Annotated in this window: 15 protein-coding genes and 1 pseudogene; 15 read left to right on the forward strand and 1 reads right to left on the reverse strand. The window is 62.8% G+C overall.

Annotated features, from left to right (window positions below):
• Nucleotides 1-208: 208 nt before the first annotated feature.
• The 4 genes and pseudogenes from carA to H3V53_RS17620 all read left to right on the forward strand — a co-directional run bounded on the left by carA (nt 209) and on the right by H3V53_RS17620 (nt 5,909).
• Complete coding sequence (gene carA, locus H3V53_RS17605) at nt 209-1,363, forward strand: glutamine-hydrolyzing carbamoyl-phosphate synthase small subunit (protein ID WP_336599041.1); 1,155 nt, start codon at nt 209-211, stop codon at nt 1,361-1,363.
• Between the two features lie 136 nt (nt 1,364-1,499).
• Nucleotides 1,500-4,753, forward strand: a pseudogene (gene carB / locus H3V53_RS17610) (carbamoyl-phosphate synthase large subunit).
• A 153-nt stretch (nt 4,754-4,906) separates the two neighbouring features.
• Complete coding sequence (gene greA, locus H3V53_RS17615) at nt 4,907-5,383, forward strand: transcription elongation factor GreA (RefSeq protein ID WP_054924965.1); 477 nt, start codon at nt 4,907-4,909, stop codon at nt 5,381-5,383.
• Between the two features lie 19 nt (nt 5,384-5,402).
• Nucleotides 5,403-5,909 (forward strand): DUF4149 domain-containing protein, encoded by a 507-nt coding sequence (locus H3V53_RS17620; RefSeq protein WP_336599042.1) that lies wholly within the window; start codon nt 5,403-5,405, stop codon nt 5,907-5,909.
• Between the two features lie 185 nt (nt 5,910-6,094).
• Here H3V53_RS17620 and H3V53_RS17625 read toward each other — a convergent pair whose 3' ends face one another.
• Nucleotides 6,095-6,631 carry a YhbY family RNA-binding protein gene (locus tag H3V53_RS17625; protein WP_054924963.1) on the reverse strand — a complete coding sequence of 179 codons (537 nt, stop codon included), beginning with the start codon at nt 6,629-6,631 and terminating at the stop codon, nt 6,095-6,097.
• Nucleotides 6,632-6,893: 262 nt separating this feature from the next.
• On the opposite strand from H3V53_RS17625, the gene H3V53_RS17630 reads away from it, so the two are divergent.
• From H3V53_RS17630 to phoR, 11 genes are all read left to right on the forward strand, one after another.
• Nucleotides 6,894-7,556: an RlmE family RNA methyltransferase gene (locus tag H3V53_RS17630; RefSeq protein ID WP_336599043.1), complete on the forward strand. Its 663-nt coding sequence runs from the start codon at nt 6,894-6,896 to the stop codon at nt 7,554-7,556.
• Between the two features lie 187 nt (nt 7,557-7,743).
• Nucleotides 7,744-9,633, forward strand: coding sequence for an ATP-dependent zinc metalloprotease FtsH (gene ftsH, locus H3V53_RS17635; protein WP_012400287.1), 1,890 nt, complete (start codon nt 7,744-7,746; stop codon nt 9,631-9,633).
• A 177-nt stretch (nt 9,634-9,810) separates the two neighbouring features.
• Complete coding sequence (gene folP, locus H3V53_RS17640; protein WP_419539515.1) at nt 9,811-10,653, forward strand: dihydropteroate synthase; 843 nt, start codon at nt 9,811-9,813, stop codon at nt 10,651-10,653.
• Nucleotides 10,654-10,678: 25 nt separating this feature from the next.
• Complete coding sequence (gene glmM, locus H3V53_RS17645; RefSeq protein ID WP_336599045.1) at nt 10,679-12,037, forward strand: phosphoglucosamine mutase; 1,359 nt, start codon at nt 10,679-10,681, stop codon at nt 12,035-12,037.
• 293 nt (nt 12,038-12,330) lie between these two features.
• Nucleotides 12,331-13,362 (forward strand): phosphate ABC transporter substrate-binding protein PstS, encoded by a 1,032-nt coding sequence (gene pstS, locus H3V53_RS17650; RefSeq protein WP_336599046.1) that lies wholly within the window; start codon nt 12,331-12,333, stop codon nt 13,360-13,362.
• 153 nt (nt 13,363-13,515) lie between these two features.
• A complete protein-coding gene (gene pstC, locus H3V53_RS17655; RefSeq protein WP_336599047.1) occupies nt 13,516-14,514 on the forward strand; it encodes a phosphate ABC transporter permease PstC in 999 nt (332 codons plus the stop codon).
• Nucleotides 14,511-15,407: a phosphate ABC transporter permease PstA gene (pstA, locus tag H3V53_RS17660; protein WP_336599048.1), complete on the forward strand. Its 897-nt coding sequence runs from the start codon at nt 14,511-14,513 to the stop codon at nt 15,405-15,407. Before pstC ends, pstA begins: the two co-directional genes overlap by 4 nt.
• Nucleotides 15,408-15,422: 15 nt before the next feature.
• A complete protein-coding gene (gene pstB, locus H3V53_RS17665; protein WP_336599049.1) occupies nt 15,423-16,271 on the forward strand; it encodes a phosphate ABC transporter ATP-binding protein PstB in 849 nt (282 codons plus the stop codon).
• Between the two features lie 35 nt (nt 16,272-16,306).
• On the forward strand, nt 16,307-17,011 hold the full coding sequence (phoU, locus tag H3V53_RS17670) for a phosphate signaling complex protein PhoU (RefSeq protein ID WP_054924956.1): 705 nt from the start codon (nt 16,307-16,309) through the stop codon (nt 17,009-17,011).
• 58 nt (nt 17,012-17,069) lie between these two features.
• Nucleotides 17,070-17,771 (forward strand): phosphate regulon transcriptional regulator PhoB, encoded by a 702-nt coding sequence (phoB, locus tag H3V53_RS17675; protein WP_336599050.1) that lies wholly within the window; start codon nt 17,070-17,072, stop codon nt 17,769-17,771.
• 100 nt (nt 17,772-17,871) lie between these two features.
• Nucleotides 17,872-19,185, forward strand: coding sequence for a phosphate regulon sensor histidine kinase PhoR (phoR, locus tag H3V53_RS17680; protein WP_336599051.1), 1,314 nt, complete (start codon nt 17,872-17,874; stop codon nt 19,183-19,185).
• Nucleotides 19,186-19,485 lie beyond the last annotated feature (300 nt).

Genomic DNA, 19,485 nt, shown 5'->3' on the forward strand with positions numbered 1-19,485 from the left:
TGAATGCGCCGGCTACCGTCGCCAGCGGCCCGCAACCCGCCAGTCCGCCTGCACGATGGGCTGACTGCCAGCTCTGCGGCGCCCGATGCGACTCCGAGCGAACAGCGACACGAGCGAGCCTGCGCGCGCATCGTCCGATGCGCCTCGCCGCGGCCCGCACGGTCGGATAGACAGGTCGGCAACAGGGTGCTCCCCCAAGGAGTCTCCCGTGTTGCCGTCATTTTCTCCCGCTCTGCTCGCGCTCGCCGACGGCACGGTCTTTCGTGGTTACTCGATCGGTGCGCCCGGTCATACGATCGGTGAAGTCGTCTTCAATACGGCCATCACCGGCTATCAGGAAATCCTGACCGACCCCAGCTACGCGCGCCAGATCGTCACGCTGACGTATCCGCACATCGGCAATGTCGGTGTGAATGCCGAAGACGTCGAAGCCACGAAAGTCCATGCCGCCGGTCTGATCATCCGTGATCTGCCCGTTCTCGCGTCGAACTTCCGCATGGAGCGCACGCTTCCCGATTACCTGAAGGCGGAAGGCGTCGTCGCGATTGCGGGCATCGACACGCGCAAGCTCACGCGCGTTCTGCGCGACAAGGGTGCGCAGAACGGTGCGATTCTCGCGGGTTCGGATGACGAGGCGAAGGCCATCGAGCTTGCGCGCTCATTCCCGGGTCTCGCCGGAATGGACCTCGCGAAGGTCGTGTCGACGCAAAAGCCGTACGAATGGAAGCAGACGGAATGGCGTCTGGGCACCGGCTACGGCATGCAGAATGCGCCGCGCTATCGCGTCGTCGCGTTCGATTTCGGCGTGAAGTACAACATCCTGCGCATGCTGGCCGAACGCGGCTGCCAGGTCACGGTGCTGCCCGCGCAGGCGACGGCCGGCGATGCCCTCGCGCTCAATCCGGACGGCATCTTCCTGTCGAACGGCCCCGGCGACCCGGAGCCGTGCGATTACGCAATCGCGGCCACGCGTGAATTCATCGAGCGCGGCATTCCGACGTTCGGCATCTGCCTGGGTCATCAGATCATGGGCCTGGCTGTCGGCGCGAAGACGATGAAGATGAAGACGGGCCACCACGGCGCGAATCACCCCGTCAAGGATCTCGACGACGGCCGCGTCGTGATCACGTCGCAGAACCACGGCTTCGCAGTCGACGCCGAAACGCTGCCCGCCAACGCGAAGGTGACGCACGTGTCGCTGTTCGACGGCACGCTGCAAGGCTTCGCGCTGACCGACAAGCCGGCGTTCTGCTTCCAGGGCCACCCGGAAGCATCGCCCGGCCCGCACGACATCGCCTATCTGTTCGATCGCTTCACGGCGTTGATGGACGAAGCCAAAGGCAAGAAGTCGGCAGCGGCATAAGCAGGCGCTCGTAACAGCAGCGACGGAAAAAGGCGCGCCTCGCGACGCCGTTCGCCAAGGTCCACCGGGCCAAACCGAACGGCACACCGCCAGCGCGCCAACGGTAAGAACTCAGGAATATATTAGCGAGAGCGTTATGCCCAAGCGGACAGACATCAAAAGCATCCTCATCATCGGCGCGGGTCCGATCATCATCGGCCAGGCGTGCGAGTTCGATTATTCGGGCGCGCAGGCCTGCAAGGCGCTGCGTGAGGAAGGCTACAAGGTCATTCTCGTCAACAGCAATCCGGCGACGATCATGACCGACCCGAACACGGCCGACGTCACCTACATCGAGCCGATCACGTGGGAAGTGGTCGAGCGCATCATCGCGAAGGAGCGCCCGGACGCGATCCTGCCGACGATGGGCGGCCAGACGGCGCTGAACTGCGCGCTCGACCTGCATCACCACGGCGTGCTGGAGAAGTACAACGTCGAGCTGATCGGCGCATCGCCGGAAGCCATCGACAAGGCCGAAGACCGTCAGAAGTTCAAGGACGCGATGACGAAGATCGGCCTCGGCTCGGCGAAGTCGGGCATCGCGCATTCGATGGAAGAGGCGATGGCGGTGCACGCCGAAATCGCCGCGTTCACGGGCGGCAGCGGCTACCCGATCGTGATCCGTCCGTCGTTCACGCTCGGCGGCTCGGGCGGCGGCATCGCGTACAACCGCGAAGAGTTCGAAGAGATCTGCAAGCGCGGCCTCGACCTGTCGCCGACGCGCGAACTGCTGATCGAAGAATCGCTGCTCGGCTGGAAAGAGTACGAGATGGAAGTGGTCCGCGATAAAAAGGACAACTGCATCATCGTCTGCTCGATCGAAAACCTCGACCCGATGGGCATCCACACGGGCGATTCGATCACCGTCGCGCCCGCGCAGACGCTCACCGACAAGGAATATCAAATTCTGCGTAACGCTTCGCTCGCGGTGCTGCGTGAGATCGGCGTCGATACGGGCGGCTCGAACGTGCAGTTCTCGATCAATCCGAAGGACGGCCGGATGATCGTGATCGAAATGAACCCGCGCGTGTCGCGCTCGTCGGCACTGGCGTCGAAGGCGACGGGTTTCCCGATCGCGAAGGTCGCGGCCAAGCTCGCCGTCGGCTACACGCTCGACGAACTGAAGAACGAAATCACGGGCGGCCAGACGCCGGCCTCGTTCGAACCGACCATCGATTACGTCGTCACGAAGATTCCCCGTTTCGCGTTCGAAAAATTCCGCGAAGCCGATCCGCGCCTGACGACGCAGATGAAGTCGGTCGGCGAGGTGATGGCGATCGGCCGCACGTTCCAGGAATCGTTCCAGAAGGCGCTTCGCGGTCTGGAAGTCGGCGTAGACGGTCTGGATGAAAAGACCACGAGCCGCGACGAAGTGATCCGCGAAATCGGCGAAGCCGGTCCGGACCGTATCTGGTACGTCGGCGACGCGTTCCGTCTGGGTCTCACGCAGCAGGAAATCTTTGAAGAAACGGCCATCGACCCGTGGTTCCTCGCGCAGATCGAAGAGATCGTGCGCAAGGAAAAGGCGCTCGAAGGCCGCACGCTCGCGAGCCTGACAAAGGAAGAACTGAAGTATCTGAAGCAGAGCGGCTTCTCGGACCGGCGTCTGGGCAAGCTGCTCGGCGTGACGGGTCCGCACGTGCGCAAGCGCCGTATCGAATTGAACGTGCGCCCGGTGTACAAGCGCGTCGACACGTGCGCGGCCGAATTCGCGACGAAGACGGCCTACATGTACTCGACGTACGAAGAAGAGTGCGAAGCGAATCCGACCGACAACAAGAAGATCATGGTGCTGGGCGGCGGTCCGAACCGGATCGGCCAGGGCATCGAGTTCGACTACTGCTGCGTGCACGCCGCGCTCGCGATGCGCGAAGACGGCTACGAAACGATCATGGTCAACTGCAACCCTGAGACCGTTTCGACCGACTACGACACGTCCGACCGTCTGTACTTCGAACCGCTGACGCTCGAAGACGTGCTCGAAATCGTCGACAAGGAAAAGCCGCTCGGCGTGATCGTGCAGTACGGCGGTCAGACGCCGCTGAAGCTCGCGCTCGACCTCGAGGCGAACGGCGTGCCCATCGTCGGCACGTCGCCGGACATGATCGACGCCGCGGAAGACCGCGAGCGTTTCCAGAAGCTGCTGCAGGACCTGAACCTGCGCCAGCCGCCCAATCGCACCGCGCGCGCGGAAGACGAAGCGCTCAAGCTCGCCGACGAAATCGGCTATCCGCTCGTCGTGCGTCCGTCGTACGTGCTGGGCGGCCGCGCGATGGAAATCGTCCACGAGCCGCGCGACCTGGAACGCTATATGCGCGAGGCCGTGAAGGTGTCGAACGATTCGCCCGTGCTGCTCGACCGCTTCCTGAACGACGCGATCGAATGTGACGTGGACTGCATCTCGGACGGCGACACGGTGTTCATCGGCGGCGTGATGGAGCACATCGAACAGGCGGGCGTGCACTCGGGCGATTCGGCGTGCTCGCTGCCGCCGTACTCGCTGTCGGCGGAAACCGTCGCCGAACTGAAGCGCCAGACTGGCGCGATGGCGAAGGCGTTGAACGTGGTCGGCCTGATGAACGTGCAGTTCGCGATCCAGCAGGTGCCGCAGAACGACGGCTCGAAGCAGGACATCATCTACGTGCTCGAAGTGAATCCGCGGGCATCGCGCACGGTGCCGTACGTGTCGAAGGCGACCAGCCTGCCGCTCGCGAAGATCGCGGCGCGCGCGATGGTCGGCCAGAAGCTCGCGCAGCAAGGCGTGACGAAGGAAGTGATCCCGCCGTACTTCAGCGTGAAGGAAGCCGTATTCCCGTTCGTCAAGTTCCCGACCGTCGACCCGGTGCTCGGACCGGAAATGCGTTCGACGGGCGAAGTGATGGGCGTCGGCCGCACATTCGGCGAAGCGCTCTTCAAGTCGCAGCTCGCGGCGGGTTCGCGTCTGCCGGAATCGGGCACGGTGCTGCTGACCGTGATGGACGCCGACAAGCCGAAGGCCGTCGAAGTCGCGCGTATGCTGCATGAGTTGGGCTATCCGCTCGTCGCGACGAAGGGCACGGCGGCGGCGATCGAGGCGGCGGGCGTGCCCGTGCGCGTCGTCAACAAGGTGAAGGACGGCCGTCCGCACATCGTCGACATGATCAAGAACGGCGAAATCGCGCTCGTCTTCACGACGGTCGACGAAACGCGGGCGCGATCGCCGATTCGCGGTCGATTCGCATGAGCGCGCAGGCGCAAAAGGTCACGTACTACACGACGATGTCGGGCGCGCGTGCCGCCGTCGAGGGGCTGCGTTATCTGAAGGATCTGGAAGTCTATGATTTACAAGGACTCCATGCTCGCCTAAACTAAGGCTTCAGATTTCTGTCCAAGACGTAAGTGCCGCGGTTAAGCGGCGTCCCTAAGGTGTCGGATCGGGCGTTACGCCACGCTCAGGCGCCGGTAAGGGATGCACTTAACCGCGGTGATTTTTTTTTGTGGCTGTTATTTGCCAAAGAGTTGTTTATGAGCACTATTCCATTGACGAAGCGGGGCGCAGATCAGTTGCGCGACGAATTGCAGCGCCTGAAATCGGTTGAACGTCCGGCCGTCATCAATTCGATCGCGGAAGCGCGTGCCCAGGGCGATCTGTCGGAAAACGCCGAGTACGACGCGGCAAAAGAAAAGCAAGGGTTTATCGAAGGCCGGATCGCCGAAATCGAGTCGAAGCTGGCGGCCGCGCAGGTCATCGATCCCTCCGCGCTCGACGCGGACGGCCGCGTGGTGTTCGCAGCGACGGTCGACCTCGAAGACCTCGATTCGGGTGATTCGGTTACCTATCAAATCGTCGGCGACGACGAAGCCGACCTCGAGCACGGCCTCATCTCCGTCAGCTCGCCGATCGCGCGCGCGTTGATTGGCAAGTCCGAGGGCGATGTCGCATCGGTGCAGGCGCCCGGCGGCGTGCGCGAGTACGAAATCATCGGCGTCCGTTACATCTGAGACGGCTGCCGTGTCTTCGATGCCGCATCGTCTGTTCCGCCTGCTGACGGTCGTGTGGGTCGGCAGTCTGCTGACCATCGGCTACGCCGTCGCGCCCGTGCTGTTCACGTCGCTTGACCGGATGACGGCGGGCACCGTCGCGGCGCAGTTGTTTCGCATCGAAGGGGTGATCGGCGCGGTGTGCGGCGTATTGCTGCTCGCGCTGTGTAACGTGCTGGTCAGGCGCGGCGGCGACGCCTATCGGCGGCTGCGCTGGCTGGTCGCCGGCATGCTGGTGTGCGTGCTGGTCGGCTATTTCGCGCTGCAGCCTTTCATGAATGCAATGCGCATTGCCGCGCAAGAGGCCGGTACGGATGTCGGCCATTCAGCTTATGCAAGCCGGTTCGGCATGTTGCACGGCGTATCGAGCGTGTTTTATCTGATCGAAAGCCTGCTCGGGATCGTGCTTGCGTGGAAGCTGCCGGCGGGAACGAATGCCGGCACGGAGCAGGGCGCGCGCAATGTGGCGGGCCGGACGGCGGGCTAACTTGCGCGCCGTGCGGGCGCTGCCGCGGCCGGTCGCCGCATGCGGACATCGCCGCCGACAGCCCAGTTTCAGGAAGCTCGCGGCTACTTGCTGCATCCTGATCGCAGACGGCAGTCTGACCCGCGCGATCCAATTGTTGCATCGGACTGCCGCGCGGTTTTACGCGCAGCGCTCACGCTGACGGGTTACTTCGTCTGATGCATGCGCTTTGCGCTGGTCTGGCGTTTTTTCGCTCTCTTGATGTTGCCGCCCGCCGTGACGCGCTCGTTGCCGCGCACCAGCACCTTTTGCGGCTTCGGGCGGCGCATCGGGTTGTCGGTTGCCTTGACGACCTTGACGACGCGGGGCGCGCGGCCTTTGCTCGACGTTTCTTCCCCGGCCACTTCGCGGGCGCTCGGCAGTGCGCCGCGCTTCGTCTTCGCGGCGGGCGCGCGTTCGGCGGCAGCCTTTTCCGGCTTCCAGATGACGAGCAGCTTGCCGATGTGCTGGATCGGCGCGGCACCCAGCCGGTCGCAGATTTCGTCGTAAATGGCGATACGCTCTTCGCGCTCGTCGCCGAACACGCGGATCTTGATCAGCTGGTGTGCTTTCAGATGGACCTTGATCTCGGCCAGCACGGCGTCGGTCAGCCCTTCGGCGCCGACGATCACGACCGGCTTGAGCGCGTGAGCCTGGGAGCGCAAATCGGCGCGTTGTTCGGAGGTAACTTTGAGGGCTGGCATGAGAAGTGGAAGACTCGACTAAAATGGCGGCGCCCACCAGCCGGGATCGATCGATCCGGCCAATCAGCAGACGGCGCGCGAGAAGTTAGAAAGCTGCGTAGAGAGCCGCGAAGAATACGGCGCGGGCGCGTTACACGCGGCGCCAGCGCGAACTGCAAGCAGTACCACGCGCGCGGAACACGGCCTATGGCTGCAGCCGCGCGAATTAAACGCGTATTATCCGCTAAAAGCGCGGCATTACGTAGCAAGAGTTCAACGTTTAATGGCAAAAAACAAGTTCAATACGTCGTGGCTGCACGACCACATCAACGATCCGTACGTGAAAATGGCGCAGCGGGAGGGTTATCGCGCCCGCGCGGCCTACAAACTGAAGGAAATCGACGAGCAGGACAAACTGATACGGCCCGGTCAGATCATCGTCGATCTGGGCGCGGCGCCCGGTAGCTGGAGCCAGTATGTGCGCAACAAGCTCGCGCAGGGCAAGCACCGCGACGCGCAGCGCGAGGGCGGCATCGACGGCACGATCATCGCGCTCGATCTGCTGCCGATGGAGCCGATCGCGGACGTTCACTTCATCCAGGGCGACTTCCGCGAGGACAGCGTGCTCGAGCAACTGGAAGAAGTGGTCGGAGAACGCGACGTCGATCTTGTAATTTCCGATATGGCGCCCAACCTGTCGGGAGTGGCCGTGGCAGACGCCGCGCGAATCGAGCATGTGTGCGATCTCGCGCTGGAATTTGCTCAGAACCACCTGAAACCCGATGGTGCCCTTTTAGTCAAATGTTTTCACGGCAGTGGATACAGCCAGATTGTCGAAAAGTTCAAACACCAGTTTAAGACGGTGGCCGCTCGCAAGCCGAAGGCGTCCCGGGACAAGTCGTCCGAGACGTTCATTTTGGGCAGAAATCTGAAGCGGCCCCGCTAGAACAGGGTGCAGTGATATGTATGCGCGCATTTCCGGTACGCTGGAAAATAAGAGCGCTGAGGTTGCGCGGCACGCTATTTATGCGGTAGCGAATGCTTATGGCAGGGGTCTGCGGACTGGATTAGAATGCCTGAGTGGTGCCGCAAGGCAAATGTAGGCGCTTGTCTATGAGTGAAGGAGTGGTGCTTTGAACAACAACATGTTTTCGAAAGCAGCAGTGTGGCTGGTCATCGCACTGGTGCTGTTTACGGTGTTCAAGCAGTTCGACAAGCCCCGGGTCCAGGAAGGCGTTTCCTATTCGCAGTTCATGGACGACGCGAAAAGCGGCAAGGTCAAGAGCGTGATCGTTCAGGGGCGCAACCTCACGGTGACGCCGGCCGACGGTCAGAAATATCAGATCGTGTCGCCGGGCGACATCTGGATGGTCGGCGACCTGATGAAATACGGCGTGCAGGTCAGCGGGAAGGCCGACGACGAGCCGAACGCGCTGGTGTCCGCGTTGTACTACCTTGGGCCAACGATCCTCATCATCGGTTTCTGGTTCTACATGATGAGACAGATGCAGGGAGGCGGGAAGGGCGGCGCCTTTTCGTTCGGTAAGTCCCGTGCGCGTCTGATCGACGAGAACAACAACGCGATCAACTTCTCAGATGTCGCTGGCTGCGACGAGGCGAAGGAAGAAGTCTCCGAATTGGTCGACTTCCTGCGTGATCCGCAAAAGTTCCAGAAGCTGGGCGGCCGGATTCCGCGCGGCGTGCTGCTGGTCGGGCCGCCGGGAACTGGTAAGACGCTGCTCGCGCGTGCCATCGCTGGCGAAGCGAAGGTGCCGTTCTTCAGCATCTCGGGTTCGGACTTCGTCGAAATGTTCGTCGGCGTGGGCGCGGCTCGCGTGCGCGACATGTTCGAACAGGCGAAGAAGCATGCGCCCTGCATCGTGTTCATCGACGAAATCGACGCGGTCGGTCGTCATCGCGGCGCCGGCATGGGCGGCGGTAACGACGAGCGCGAGCAGACGTTGAACCAGATGCTCGTCGAAATGGACGGCTTCGAGGCGAACTCGGGCGTGATCGTGATCGCCGCAACCAACCGTTCGGACGTGCTGGACAAGGCACTGCTGCGTCCGGGCCGTTTCGACCGTCAGGTGTACGTCGGTCTGCCGGATATCCGCGGCCGTGAGCACATCATGAAGGTGCACCTGCGCAAGGTGCCGATCGCGAACGACGTCGATGCAGCCGTGATCGCACGCGGCACGCCGGGCTTCTCCGGCGCGGATCTCGCGAACCTCGTGAACGAAGCAGCGCTGTTCGCTGCCCGTCGCGGCAAGCGCATCGTCGAGATGCAGGATTTCGAGGACGCGAAGGACAAGATTTTCATGGGTCCGGAGCGCAAGTCGGCCGTGATTCGCGAAGACGCGAAGCGCGCAACGGCTTACCACGAGTCGGGTCATGCGGTCATCGCGAAGCTGTTGCCGAAGGCCGACCCGGTGCACAAGGTCACGATCATCCCGCGCGGCCGCGCGCTGGGCGTGACGTGGCAGCTGCCGGAGCACGACAACGAAACGTACTCGAAAGACTACCTGCTCGATCGCCTCGCGATTCTGTTCGGTGGCCGTGTTGCCGAAGAACTGTTCCTGAACCTGATCAGCACGGGTGCATCGGACGACTTCAACAAGGCAACGTCGACGGCCCGCGCTATGGTCGCCCGCTTCGGCATGACCGACGCGCTTGGACCGATGGTGTACGTGGACGACGAGAACGACCAGTCGCCGTTCGGTCGCGGCTTCACGCGTACGATTTCGGAAGCGACGCAGCAGAAGGTCGACGCCGAAATCCGCCGCGTGCTCGACGAGCAGTACAGCCTCGCCAAGCGTCTGCTGGACGAAAACCGCGACAAGGTCGAGGCCATGACGGCTGCGCTGATGGAGTGGGAAACGATCGACGCCGATCAGATCAACGACATCATGGCAGGCCGTCCGCCGCGCTCGCCGAAGAGCACGCCGTCGCCTGGCGATGCGTCGGGTGGCAGCAGTCCGGGCACGGAAGTCAAGCCGGGCAGCGCGACGGCGCCCGCTACCTGATAATCAGTTAAAGGTGTTTTACGGGCCGGTGTGGATGCACACCGGCCCGTTTTCATTTCTAATGCTTGCTGCATCGCGATGCAGATTTGATCGCGGAATCTCCTAACTCTTCGCCTTCGTCGTACGTCTTTTCTCGTGTCAAACGCTGATTTCTCGCTTTATCCGATTCCCGAACCGATGCAGTGCGGCCGCTTCACGCTGACGTTCGAACGCCCGCTCGTAATGGGCATCCTGAACGTCACGCCCGATTCGTTTTCCGACGGCGGCAGCTACGTGCTGCGCGGCGAAGCGCTGCGTCAGGCGGAGCGCATGCTGCAGGAGGGCGCCGACATGATCGATATCGGCGGTGAATCGACTCGTCCGGGCGCGCCGCCCGTGCCGCTCGCCGAGGAACTGGACCGGGTGATTCCGCTTATTGAGGAACTCGGCAAGGCGAATATTCCGCTTTCCGTCGATACCTATAAACCGGACGTTATGCGCAACGCGCTGGCGGCGGGCGCCGATCTGGTCAATGATATTTGGGGATTCCGGATGCCCGGCGCCATCGACGCCGTGCGAGACAGTCAATGCGGCCTATGCGTCATGCATATGCTCGGGGAGCCGCAGACGATGCAGGTGGGCGAGCCTGTGTATCAAGACGTCGTCAGCGACGTGCGTGCCTTCCTGGAGCAACGTGTCAACGCGATGATGCATGCGGGTGTTGCAAAAAATCGCATCAGCGTTGATCCGGGATTCGGATTTGGCAAGACGGTCGAGCATAATTACGCGCTGCTTGCGCACTTGCCTCAGACTGCGCCCGTTGTTGGCGCGGCGTTGCCTATTCTGGCCGGGATGTCGCGCAAGTCGATGCTGGGCGCCGTCGTGAACCGGCCTGCGCCGGAACGGGTGGCGGCGAGTGTCGCGGCGGCGGTATGCGCTGCCGAACGCGGCGCGGCGATCATCCGCGTGCACGATGTGGCGCAGACGGTGGATGCACTGAAAGTTTGGGCGGCGACGCGCGATGCGGCGCGGCGCACCTGATCTCCAAGTTGGGAGGAAGATAAAAATGGCTCGTCGATATTTTGGAACGGATGGGATTCGCGGCAAGGTCGGTGACGCGCCGATCACGCCGGACTTCGTTTTGCGGCTTGGCTACGCGGCCGGCAAGGTGCTCGCCGGCGCGGACACGTGGGCGAGGACGGGCTCGCGGCCCACGGTGCTGATCGGCAAGGACACCCGCGTGTCGGGCTACATGCTCGAAGCAGCGCTGGAGTCGGGTTTCTCGGCGGCGGGCGTCGATGTGATGCTGGCGGGACCGATGCCGACGCCCGGCGTCGCGTACCTGACGCGCGCGTTGCGTCTCGCGGCGGGCGTCGTGATCAGCGCTTCGCATAACCCGTACTACGACAACGGCATCAAGTTCTTCTCCGCCGACGGCAACAAGCTGCCCGACGAAGTCGAGTCGCAGATCGAGGATCAACTGGACAAGCCGCTCGAATGCGCGCCGTCCGAGCGGCTCGGCAAGGCGCGGCGGCTGGACGATGCGGCTGGCCGCTACATCGAGTTCTGCAAGAGCACGTTCCCGCAGGCGTACGATCTGCGCGGCATGAAGCTGGTGGTCGATTGCGCGCACGGCGCCGCGTACGACGTCGCGCCGCACGTCTTTCACGAGCTCGGCGCGGACGTCATTACGATCGGTGTGGCGCCGAACGGCTTCAACATCAACGACGGCGTCGGCGCGACGGCGCCGGACGCGCTGATGCGCGCCGTGCGCGCCAACAAGGCCGACCTCGGCATTGCGCTCGACGGCGACGCGGATCGCCTGCAGGTGGTCGACGCGAACGGCCGGCTGTACAACGGCGACGAGCTGCTGTACGTGCTGGTGCAAGACCGTATCGCGACGCAGGGCAAGGTCGAAGGAGCAGTCGGCACGCTGATGACCAACATGGCCGTCGAAGTCGCGCTGAAGAAGGCGGGCGTGCGGTTCGTGCGCGCGGCCGTCGGCGACCGCTACGTGCTCGAACAGCTGCGCGAGCACGGATGGGAACTCGGCGCGGAAGGGTCGGGCCACATCCTCTCGTTGGACCGGCATTCGACGGGCGACGGCATTGTCTCCGCACTGCTCGTGCTGGCAGCGATGCAGCGCAGCGGCCGGTCGCTCGAGCAACTTCTCGAGGGCGTCACGCTGTTCCCGCAGAAACTGATCAACGTGCGCATGCAGCCGGGCGCCGACTGGAAGGGCAGCGACGCCATCCGTCGCGCTATCAGCACCGCCGAAGGCGCGCTCGACGGCAGCGGCCGCGTGCTGATTCGCGCGTCCGGTACGGAGCCAGTGCTGCGGGTGATGGTCGAGGCGGCGCATGAAAAAGACGCCGTGCATCACGCCGAAACGATCGCCGACGTCGTGAAGCGCGCTACGGCCTGATTTCCCACCGTAACTGCATGACACGTAGGGCGGCATGATGCCGCCCTTTTTTCGTCCGTTGGCCGGACGCTTCACGAAGGAGGTCGCGAGAGGCGCGCCACACTGGCACGCGTCCAATTAAGGGGCGCAGGCGCCGGTTTCATGCTTATCCGTTGCAGCAGTAGAAACCCTGACATCGCGCCTTTCACGGCGTAATACGAATGTCACGCGAAAGTCATGGACAGTCACATGACTGTCACAGAGGGCCACTATTCTTCGCGTTGTCGTCTCACACGCTCAACAACGGAGAAAACATGAAACTGATGCAAACCGCGTTCGCTGGCATGGCTGGCGCTCTCTTCGCGATCGCAGCGCAAGCCGCCGATATCACTGGCGCGGGCAGCACCTTTGCAGCACCGATCTACACGAAGTGGGCGGACGCGTACCAGAAGACGGGTGGCGGCAAGGTTAACTATCAGGGCATCGGTTCGTCGGGCGGCGTCAAGCAGATCGTCGCGAAGACGGTCGACTTCGCGGGCTCGGACGCTCCGCTGAAGGACGAGGATCTGGCGAAGGACGGCTTGTTCCAGTTCCCGACGGTGGTTGGCGGCGTGGTGCCCGTCATCAACGTGCCGGGCGTGAAGGCTGGCGAAATCACGTTATCGGGCGAAGTGCTCGGCGACATCTACCTCGGCAAGGTCAAGAAGTGGAATGATCCGGAAATCGCCGCGCTGAATCCGAAGGTCAAGCTGCCGGATACGGACATCGCCGTGGTCCGCCGCGCGGACGGCTCGGGCACGTCGTTCATCTGGACGAACTACCTGTCGAAGGTCAGCCCCGAGTGGAAGTCGAAGGTCGGCGAAGGCTCGACGGTCAACTGGCCGACGGGCACAGGCGGCAAGGGCAACGACGGCGTCGCGGCATTCGTGCAGCGTCTGCCGGGCGCGATCGGCTACGTCGAATGGGCGTATGCGAAGCAAAACCACATGACGTTCGTCGACATGAAGAACTCGTCGGGCACGGTGGTCGAGCCGAAGACGGAAACGTTCAAGGCAGCGGCAGCAGGCGCTGACTGGTCGAAGTCGTTCTACCAGATCCTGACGAACGAACCGGGCAAGAACGCATGGCCGATCGTCGGCGCGACGTTCGTGCTGCTGCACACGACGCAGGAAAAGGGGCCGCAAGGCGCTGAAACGCTGAAGTTCTTCGACTGGGCATTCAAGAACGGCGGCCAGGCTGCGAACGATCTCGACTACATCACGCTGCCGGAATCGGTCGTGTCGCAAATCAAGACGCAATGGAAGGCTAAGGTCAAGGACGCATCGGGCAAGCCGCTCGCGGAGTAATCTTCGACTGGCAGCCACTGCAGCACCTACCGCGCGCATGAGAGGTGGTTCATGCGCGCGGCCGGCCGCCCGGCTTCGATGAGGCCCGGCGGCCGTAGTACTGGCCGTCTGGCATACGCCATGCGGCAACCGGAAACAGGTTTATCAGCTCCCATGTCCGACCTACCTCTCACTTCTGGCGCGGCCCGGTCGACTCCGCCCGGTAGCACGACGCAGAAAGCGCCCAGCCGCGCGGGCGACATCATGTTTGGCGGTATCGCCCGGATTTCCGCGATCGTCACGTTACTGCTGCTCGGCGGCATTATCGTGTCGCTGATCGTCGCGTCGATGCCGACGATCCAGAAATTCGGTCTCGCTTTCCTCTGGACGGCCGACTGGGACCCGCCGTCCGAGCAGTTCGGCGCGCTGGTGCCCATCTACGGCACGATTGCGACGTCGATCATTGCGCTTATCATCGCGGTGCCCGTGAGCTTCGGCATCGCGCTGTTCCTGACTGAACTCTCGCCGGCCTGGCTGCGCCGGCCTCTCGGCATCGCAATCGAGCTGCTCGCCGCGATCCCGTCGATCGTGTACGGCATGTGGGGCCTGCTCGTGTTCGCGCCGATCTTCGCGCAGTACTTCGAAAAGCCGCTCGGCGTGCTGCTGTCGGGCATGCCCATCATCGGCGCGCTGTTCAAGGGCCCGCCCATCGGTATCGGTATTCTGTGCGCGGGCGTCATTCTCGCGATCATGATCATTCCGTACATCGCCTCGGTGATGCGCGACGTGTTCGAAGTCACGCCCGTGCTGCTGAAAGAATCGGCGTATGGCATCGGCTGCACGACGTGGGAAGTGATGTGGAAGATCGTGCTTCCGTTCACGAAGACGGGTGTGATCGGCGGCGTGATGCTCGGCCTCGGCCGCGCGCTCGGCGAAACGATGGCCGTCACGTTCGTGATCGGCAATACGAATTTGCTGGACAACGTGTCGCTGTTCTCGCCGGGCAACAGCATTACGTCGGCGCTCGCGAACGAATTCGCGGAAGCCGCGCCCGGCCTGCATACGGCCGCACTGATGGAACTCGGCCTGATCCTGTTTGTGATTACCTTCATCGTGCTGGCGATTTCGAAAATCATGCTGCTTCGCCTTGAGAAAGGGGAGGGCGCCAAATGAGCCAGCCTTCGTTGAACATGCCGGGCAGCCGGGACGGCGCCGCCCTCGAAGTGATGCGCAACAAGCTGCAAAGGCGCCGCAAGGTCACCAACGCGATCGCGCTGACGCTGTCGCTCGCCGCGATGGCGTTCGGCATCCTCTGGCTGGTATGGATTCTGTACACGACGCTGCGCCTCGGTATCGGCGGGCTTTCGGTGGAGCTCTTCACGCAGTCGACGCCGCCGCCGAACACGGATGGCGGCGGTCTGGCGAACGCGATCGTCGGCAGCCTGATGCTGGTCGTGCTGGCCACGTTCGTCGGCACGCCGATCGGCATCATGGCGGGCGTGTATCTCGCCGAGTACGGCCAAAAGGGGTGGCTCGCGAGCGTCACGCGCTTCATCAACGACATTCTGCTGTCGGCGCCTTCGATCGTCGTCGGTCTGTTCGTGTATGCCCTCGTCGTCGCGAAGATGGGTCACTTCAGCGGCTGGGCGGGCGTGATCTCGCTCGCGCTGCTGCAAATCCCCATCGTGATCCGCACGACGGAGAACATGCTGAAGCTCGTGCCGAACGCGCTGCGCGAAGCGGCGTTCGCGCTCGGTACGCCGAAGTGGAAGATGGTGCTGTCGATCACGCTGAAGGCGTCGGTCGCGGGCATCGTGACGGGCGTGCTGCTCGCTATCGCGCGTATCGCCGGCGAAACGGCGCCGCTGCTGTTCACGGCGCTGTCGAATCAATTCTTCACGCTGGACATGAATCAGCCGGTTGCGAACCTGCCGGTCACGATCTTCAAGTTCGCGATGAGTCCGTTCGCGCAGTGGCAGTCGCTCGCGTGGGCTGGCGTATTCCTGATCACGCTCGGAGTGCTGGGACTCAATATCCTTGCGCGTACGATCTTTTCGAAAAAGTAAGGGCGGAGCGATCCGATGAACATGGCAGAAACTCACCTGAATCCCGTCGAACGCCCGGCGGCTCCCGCCGGTTTCGATCCGGCCCAGAACGGTCGCCCGGCTGCGGCGTCGCAGCCGAAGATCGAAGTCAAGAACCTGAACTTCTTCTACAACAAGTATCACGCGCTGAAGAACATCAACCTGCAGATTCCCGAAGGCAAGGTGACGGCGTTCATCGGCCCGTCGGGCTGCGGAAAGTCCACGCTGCTGCGCACGTTCAACAAGATGTACGCGCTCTATCCGGAGCAGCGCGCCGAGGGCGAAATCCTGATGGACGGCGAGAACCTGCTGACCACCAAGCGCGATATTTCGCTGCTGCGCGCGCGGATCGGCATGGTGTTCCAGAAGCCGACGCCGTTCCCGATGTCGATCTACGACAACATCGCATTCGGCGTGAAGATGTTCGAAACGCTGTCGCGCTCGGAGATGGACGATCGCGTCGAGTGGGCGCTCACGAAAGCGGCGCTGTGGAACGAAGTGAAGGACAAGCTCGGCCAGAGCGGCTACGGCCTGTCGGGCGGCCAGCAGCAGCGTCTGTGCATTGCGCGCGGCATCGCGATCCGTCCTGAAGTGCTGCTGCTCGATGAGCCGTGCTCGGCGCTGGACCCGATTTCGACGGGCCGTATCGAAGAGCTGATCGCCGAGCTGAAGAGCGACTATACGGTGGTGATCGTCACGCACAACATGCAGCAGGCGGCGCGTTGTTCGGACTACACTGCATATATGTATCTGGGCGAGCTGATCGAATTCGGCGATACCGAAAAGATCTTTATCAAGCCGGTCCGCAAGGAAACGGAAGACTACATCACGGGCCGCTTCGGCTAAGCGCTGAGCGAACGCACGACCTTACGGAGTACGACATGTCTGATAAACATCTGTCCAGCCAGTTCGATGCCGACCTCAATCTGGTGTCCTCGAAGGTGCTCGAAATGGGCGGCCTCGTCGAGGCGCAGATCGTCGCCGCAATGAACGCGCTGAACGAATTCGATATCGGCATCGCCGATCAGGTGATCGCCGCTGAAGACCGTCTGAACCAGATGGAAGTCGAGATCGACGAAGAGTGCAGCAACATCATCGCGCGGCGTCAGCCGACGGCGCGCGACCTGCGTCTCGTGATGGCGATCTCGAAGACCATCACGAACCTCGAACGCGCCGGCGACGAAGCCGAGAAGATCGCGAAGCGCACCAAGCGTCTGTCGGAAGATAGCGCGTCGCGCACGATCAACATCGCGGAAATCAAGCTGTCGGGCGATATGGCCGTGAGTATTCTGCGCCGCGCGCTCGATGCGTTCGCGCGACTCGACACCGTGGCCGCCGCGCAGATCGTCCGCGACGACAAGGCGATCGACGAAGAATTCCGCGCGTTCGTGCGCAAGCTGATCTCGTACATGACGGAAGATCCGCGTCTGATTTCCGTCGGACTGGACTTCCTGTTCATCGCGAAGGCGATCGAGCGGATCGGCGATCACGCGAAGAACATCGCCGAGTTCATCATCTATGTGGTGAAGGGTACGGACGTGCGCCACATGGGCCGCGACGCGCTCGAACGCGAAGCACTCAGCTGATTCCGTCCGACGCTCACGCCAAACTTCTCCACTGCATTCCGTTTATCAAGAGGCGCAGATGCCCAGCAGTATTCTCGTTATCGAAGATGAACCCGCGATTGCCGAGCTGATCTCGGTCAATCTGCAACACGCGGGCCATTGTCCGATTCGTGCGTACAACGCCGAACAGGCGCAGAACCTGATCAGCGATGTGCTTCCCGATCTCGTGCTGCTCGACTGGATGCTGCCGGGCAAATCGGGCATCGCGTTCGCGCGCGATCTGCGCAACAACGAGCGCACGAAGCACATTCCCATCATCATGCTGACCGCACGCGGCGACGAGCAGGACAAGGTGCTCGGCCTCGAGATCGGCGCCGATGACTACGTGACCAAACCGTTTTCGCCGAAGGAACTGATGGCGCGCATCAAGGCGGTGCTGCGCCGCCGCGCGCCGCAGCTGACGGAAGACGTGGTCGCGATCAACGGACTGAAGCTCGATCCGGCGACGCACCGTGTCGCCGCGCATACGGAAGGCAGCGAGATCAAGCTCGATCTCGGTCCGACGGAGTTCCGTTTGCTGCACTTCTTCATGACGCACCCGGAACGCGTGCACAGCCGCACGCAATTGCTCGATCAGGTGTGGGGCGATCACGTGTTCGTCGAAGAGCGCACGGTCGATGTGCACATCAAGCGTCTGCGCGCGGCTCTGAAGCCGGCGGGCTGCGATGCCATGATCGAAACGGTGCGTGGCAGCGGATATCGTCTGGCCAAAAGCGCATAAGGTACACTGATCGAAAGCACGAAGCGCGCTGCGGCACCTCAACGCAGCGCGCTTTGTTGTCTCTGAAGTCTTTACGTTTGTTCTAACGTCGCAGGAACACATGAACATCATCTGGGCGCGCTCCCTGGTATCGCTCGTGCTCCTCGCTGTTCTCTGCGTGGCGGTCGGCGTCTTCGTCAGCACGAAGGCTGCGTTGACGCTCGCTGTGCTCGCGCTGCTCGCGCAAGGCATTTTCAGCACGTTCCACAAGCAGCAGTTGTGGCGTTTGCTCGACGCGCCCGTGTACGGCGAAGTGCCGAGCGCGCCGGGCATCTGGGGCGAGATCTACTATCGGCTGCACAAGCTCGCGAAGCGTTGGCATGCTCAGGTACGTCAGGTCGAGCAGCAGCACTCGCGCTTCATTCAGGCGATCCAGGCATCGCCGAACGGCGTCGCGATGCTCGACGACCACGATCAGATCGAATGGTGCAACGCGATTTCCGAAGAGCATTTCGGCCTCGACGCAAAACGCGATCTGCGCCAGCACATCACGCATCTCGTGCGTCATCCCGATTTCGTCCGCTACCTGAACTCGCATCATTACGAAGAGATGCTGATTATGCGGGGGATGGGCGACAAGCGGCAAAACGTGCTGTCCGTGCAGGTGTTTCCGTACGGCGAGAACCGCAAGCTGGTGCTGTCGCAGGACATCACCGAGCTCGAGCGCACGGACGCGATGCGGCGTGACTTCGTCGCCAATGTGTCGCATGAGCTGAAGACGCCGCTCACCGTGCTGTCGGGCTTTCTCGAGACGATGCGCGAGTTGCCGCTCGACGAAAGCGAGCGCGTGCGTTATCTCGATCTGATGATGCAGCAGGCGCAGCGGATGCAGCATATCGTCAGCGACCTGCTGGTGCTCGCCACGCTCGAAGGCGACAACAAGCCGCCCAGCAACCAGATGGTCGACATGCGCGCGGTGCTGCGGCATGTGCAGGACGACGCGCAGAGCCTGTCGGGCGGTCGCCATCGCGTTTCGTTCGATGCCGACGAGGAACTCACCGTGACGGGCGTGGAAGCGGAGATTCTGAGCGCGTTCGGCAACCTCGTCACGAACGCGATTCGTTACACGCCGGATGGCGGCACGATCAACGTGAGCTGGAGTGCGCAGAACGGGCAGGCGACGTTCGCCGTCGTCGATAGCGGCCTCGGCATTCCTGCTGCCGACATTCCGCGTTTGACCGAGCGGTTTTATCGCGTCGATCGCAGCCGTTCGCGTGACACGGGCGGCACGGGGCTCGGCCTTGCCATCGTCAAGCATGTGCTGCAGCGGCACGATGCGCAGCTCGATGTGAAGAGCGAAGAAGGGCGCGGGAGTGCTTTTACCGTGAGATTTCCCGTTGCGCGCACTGCGCGGTTACAGTCGCATGCCGCGTGATGGCGCTTTCGCCGCGCGGGCGTTGCCGGTGTGTTTTTGCCCTTTGCGCTGGCATCCGTGATGGCGCCTTCGCGATAACGCCTTCGCGGCGCAGCCGGTGACGGTGTGTGCTTGCCCTCTGCGCTGGCATCCGCGATAGCGCCTCGCGGCGCAGGCGTTGCCGGTGTGTGTTTGCCCTTTGCGCTGGCCTCCGCGATAGCGCCTTCGCGGCGCAGGTGTTGCCGGTGTGTGTTTGCCCTTTGCGCTGGCCTCCGCGATAGCGCCTCGCGGCGCAGGCGTTACCCCTGTGCGGGGCGGCAT

It is taken from the genome of Paraburkholderia bengalensis (assembly GCF_037126505.1).
GTDB lineage: Bacteria > Pseudomonadota > Gammaproteobacteria > Burkholderiales > Burkholderiaceae > Paraburkholderia > Paraburkholderia bengalensis.

What these genes read in the sequence shown, in the direction of transcription:
- phoU (WP_054924956.1), top strand. Translation starts at nt 16,307, where the DNA reads ATGTCTGATAAACATCTGTCCAGCCAGTTCGATGCCGACCTCAATCTG.
- pstA (WP_336599048.1), top strand. Translation starts at nt 14,511, where the DNA reads ATGAGCCAGCCTTCGTTGAACATGCCGGGCAGCCGGGACGGCGCCGCC.
- phoB (WP_336599050.1), top strand. Translation starts at nt 17,070, where the DNA reads ATGCCCAGCAGTATTCTCGTTATCGAAGATGAACCCGCGATTGCCGAG.
- H3V53_RS17625 (WP_054924963.1), bottom strand. Translation starts at nt 6,631, where the DNA reads ATGCCAGCCCTCAAAGTTACCTCCGAACAACGCGCCGATTTGCGCTCC.
- phoR (WP_336599051.1), top strand. Translation starts at nt 17,872, where the DNA reads ATGAACATCATCTGGGCGCGCTCCCTGGTATCGCTCGTGCTCCTCGCT.
- greA (WP_054924965.1), top strand. Translation starts at nt 4,907, where the DNA reads ATGAGCACTATTCCATTGACGAAGCGGGGCGCAGATCAGTTGCGCGAC.
- pstC (WP_336599047.1), top strand. Translation starts at nt 13,516, where the DNA reads ATGTCCGACCTACCTCTCACTTCTGGCGCGGCCCGGTCGACTCCGCCC.
- pstS (WP_336599046.1), top strand. Translation starts at nt 12,331, where the DNA reads ATGAAACTGATGCAAACCGCGTTCGCTGGCATGGCTGGCGCTCTCTTC.
- folP (WP_419539515.1), top strand. Translation starts at nt 9,811, where the DNA reads ATGCAGTGCGGCCGCTTCACGCTGACGTTCGAACGCCCGCTCGTAATG.
- H3V53_RS17630 (WP_336599043.1), top strand. Translation starts at nt 6,894, where the DNA reads ATGGCAAAAAACAAGTTCAATACGTCGTGGCTGCACGACCACATCAAC.
- H3V53_RS17620 (WP_336599042.1), top strand. Translation starts at nt 5,403, where the DNA reads ATGCCGCATCGTCTGTTCCGCCTGCTGACGGTCGTGTGGGTCGGCAGT.
- pstB (WP_336599049.1), top strand. Translation starts at nt 15,423, where the DNA reads ATGAACATGGCAGAAACTCACCTGAATCCCGTCGAACGCCCGGCGGCT.
- glmM (WP_336599045.1), top strand. Translation starts at nt 10,679, where the DNA reads ATGGCTCGTCGATATTTTGGAACGGATGGGATTCGCGGCAAGGTCGGT.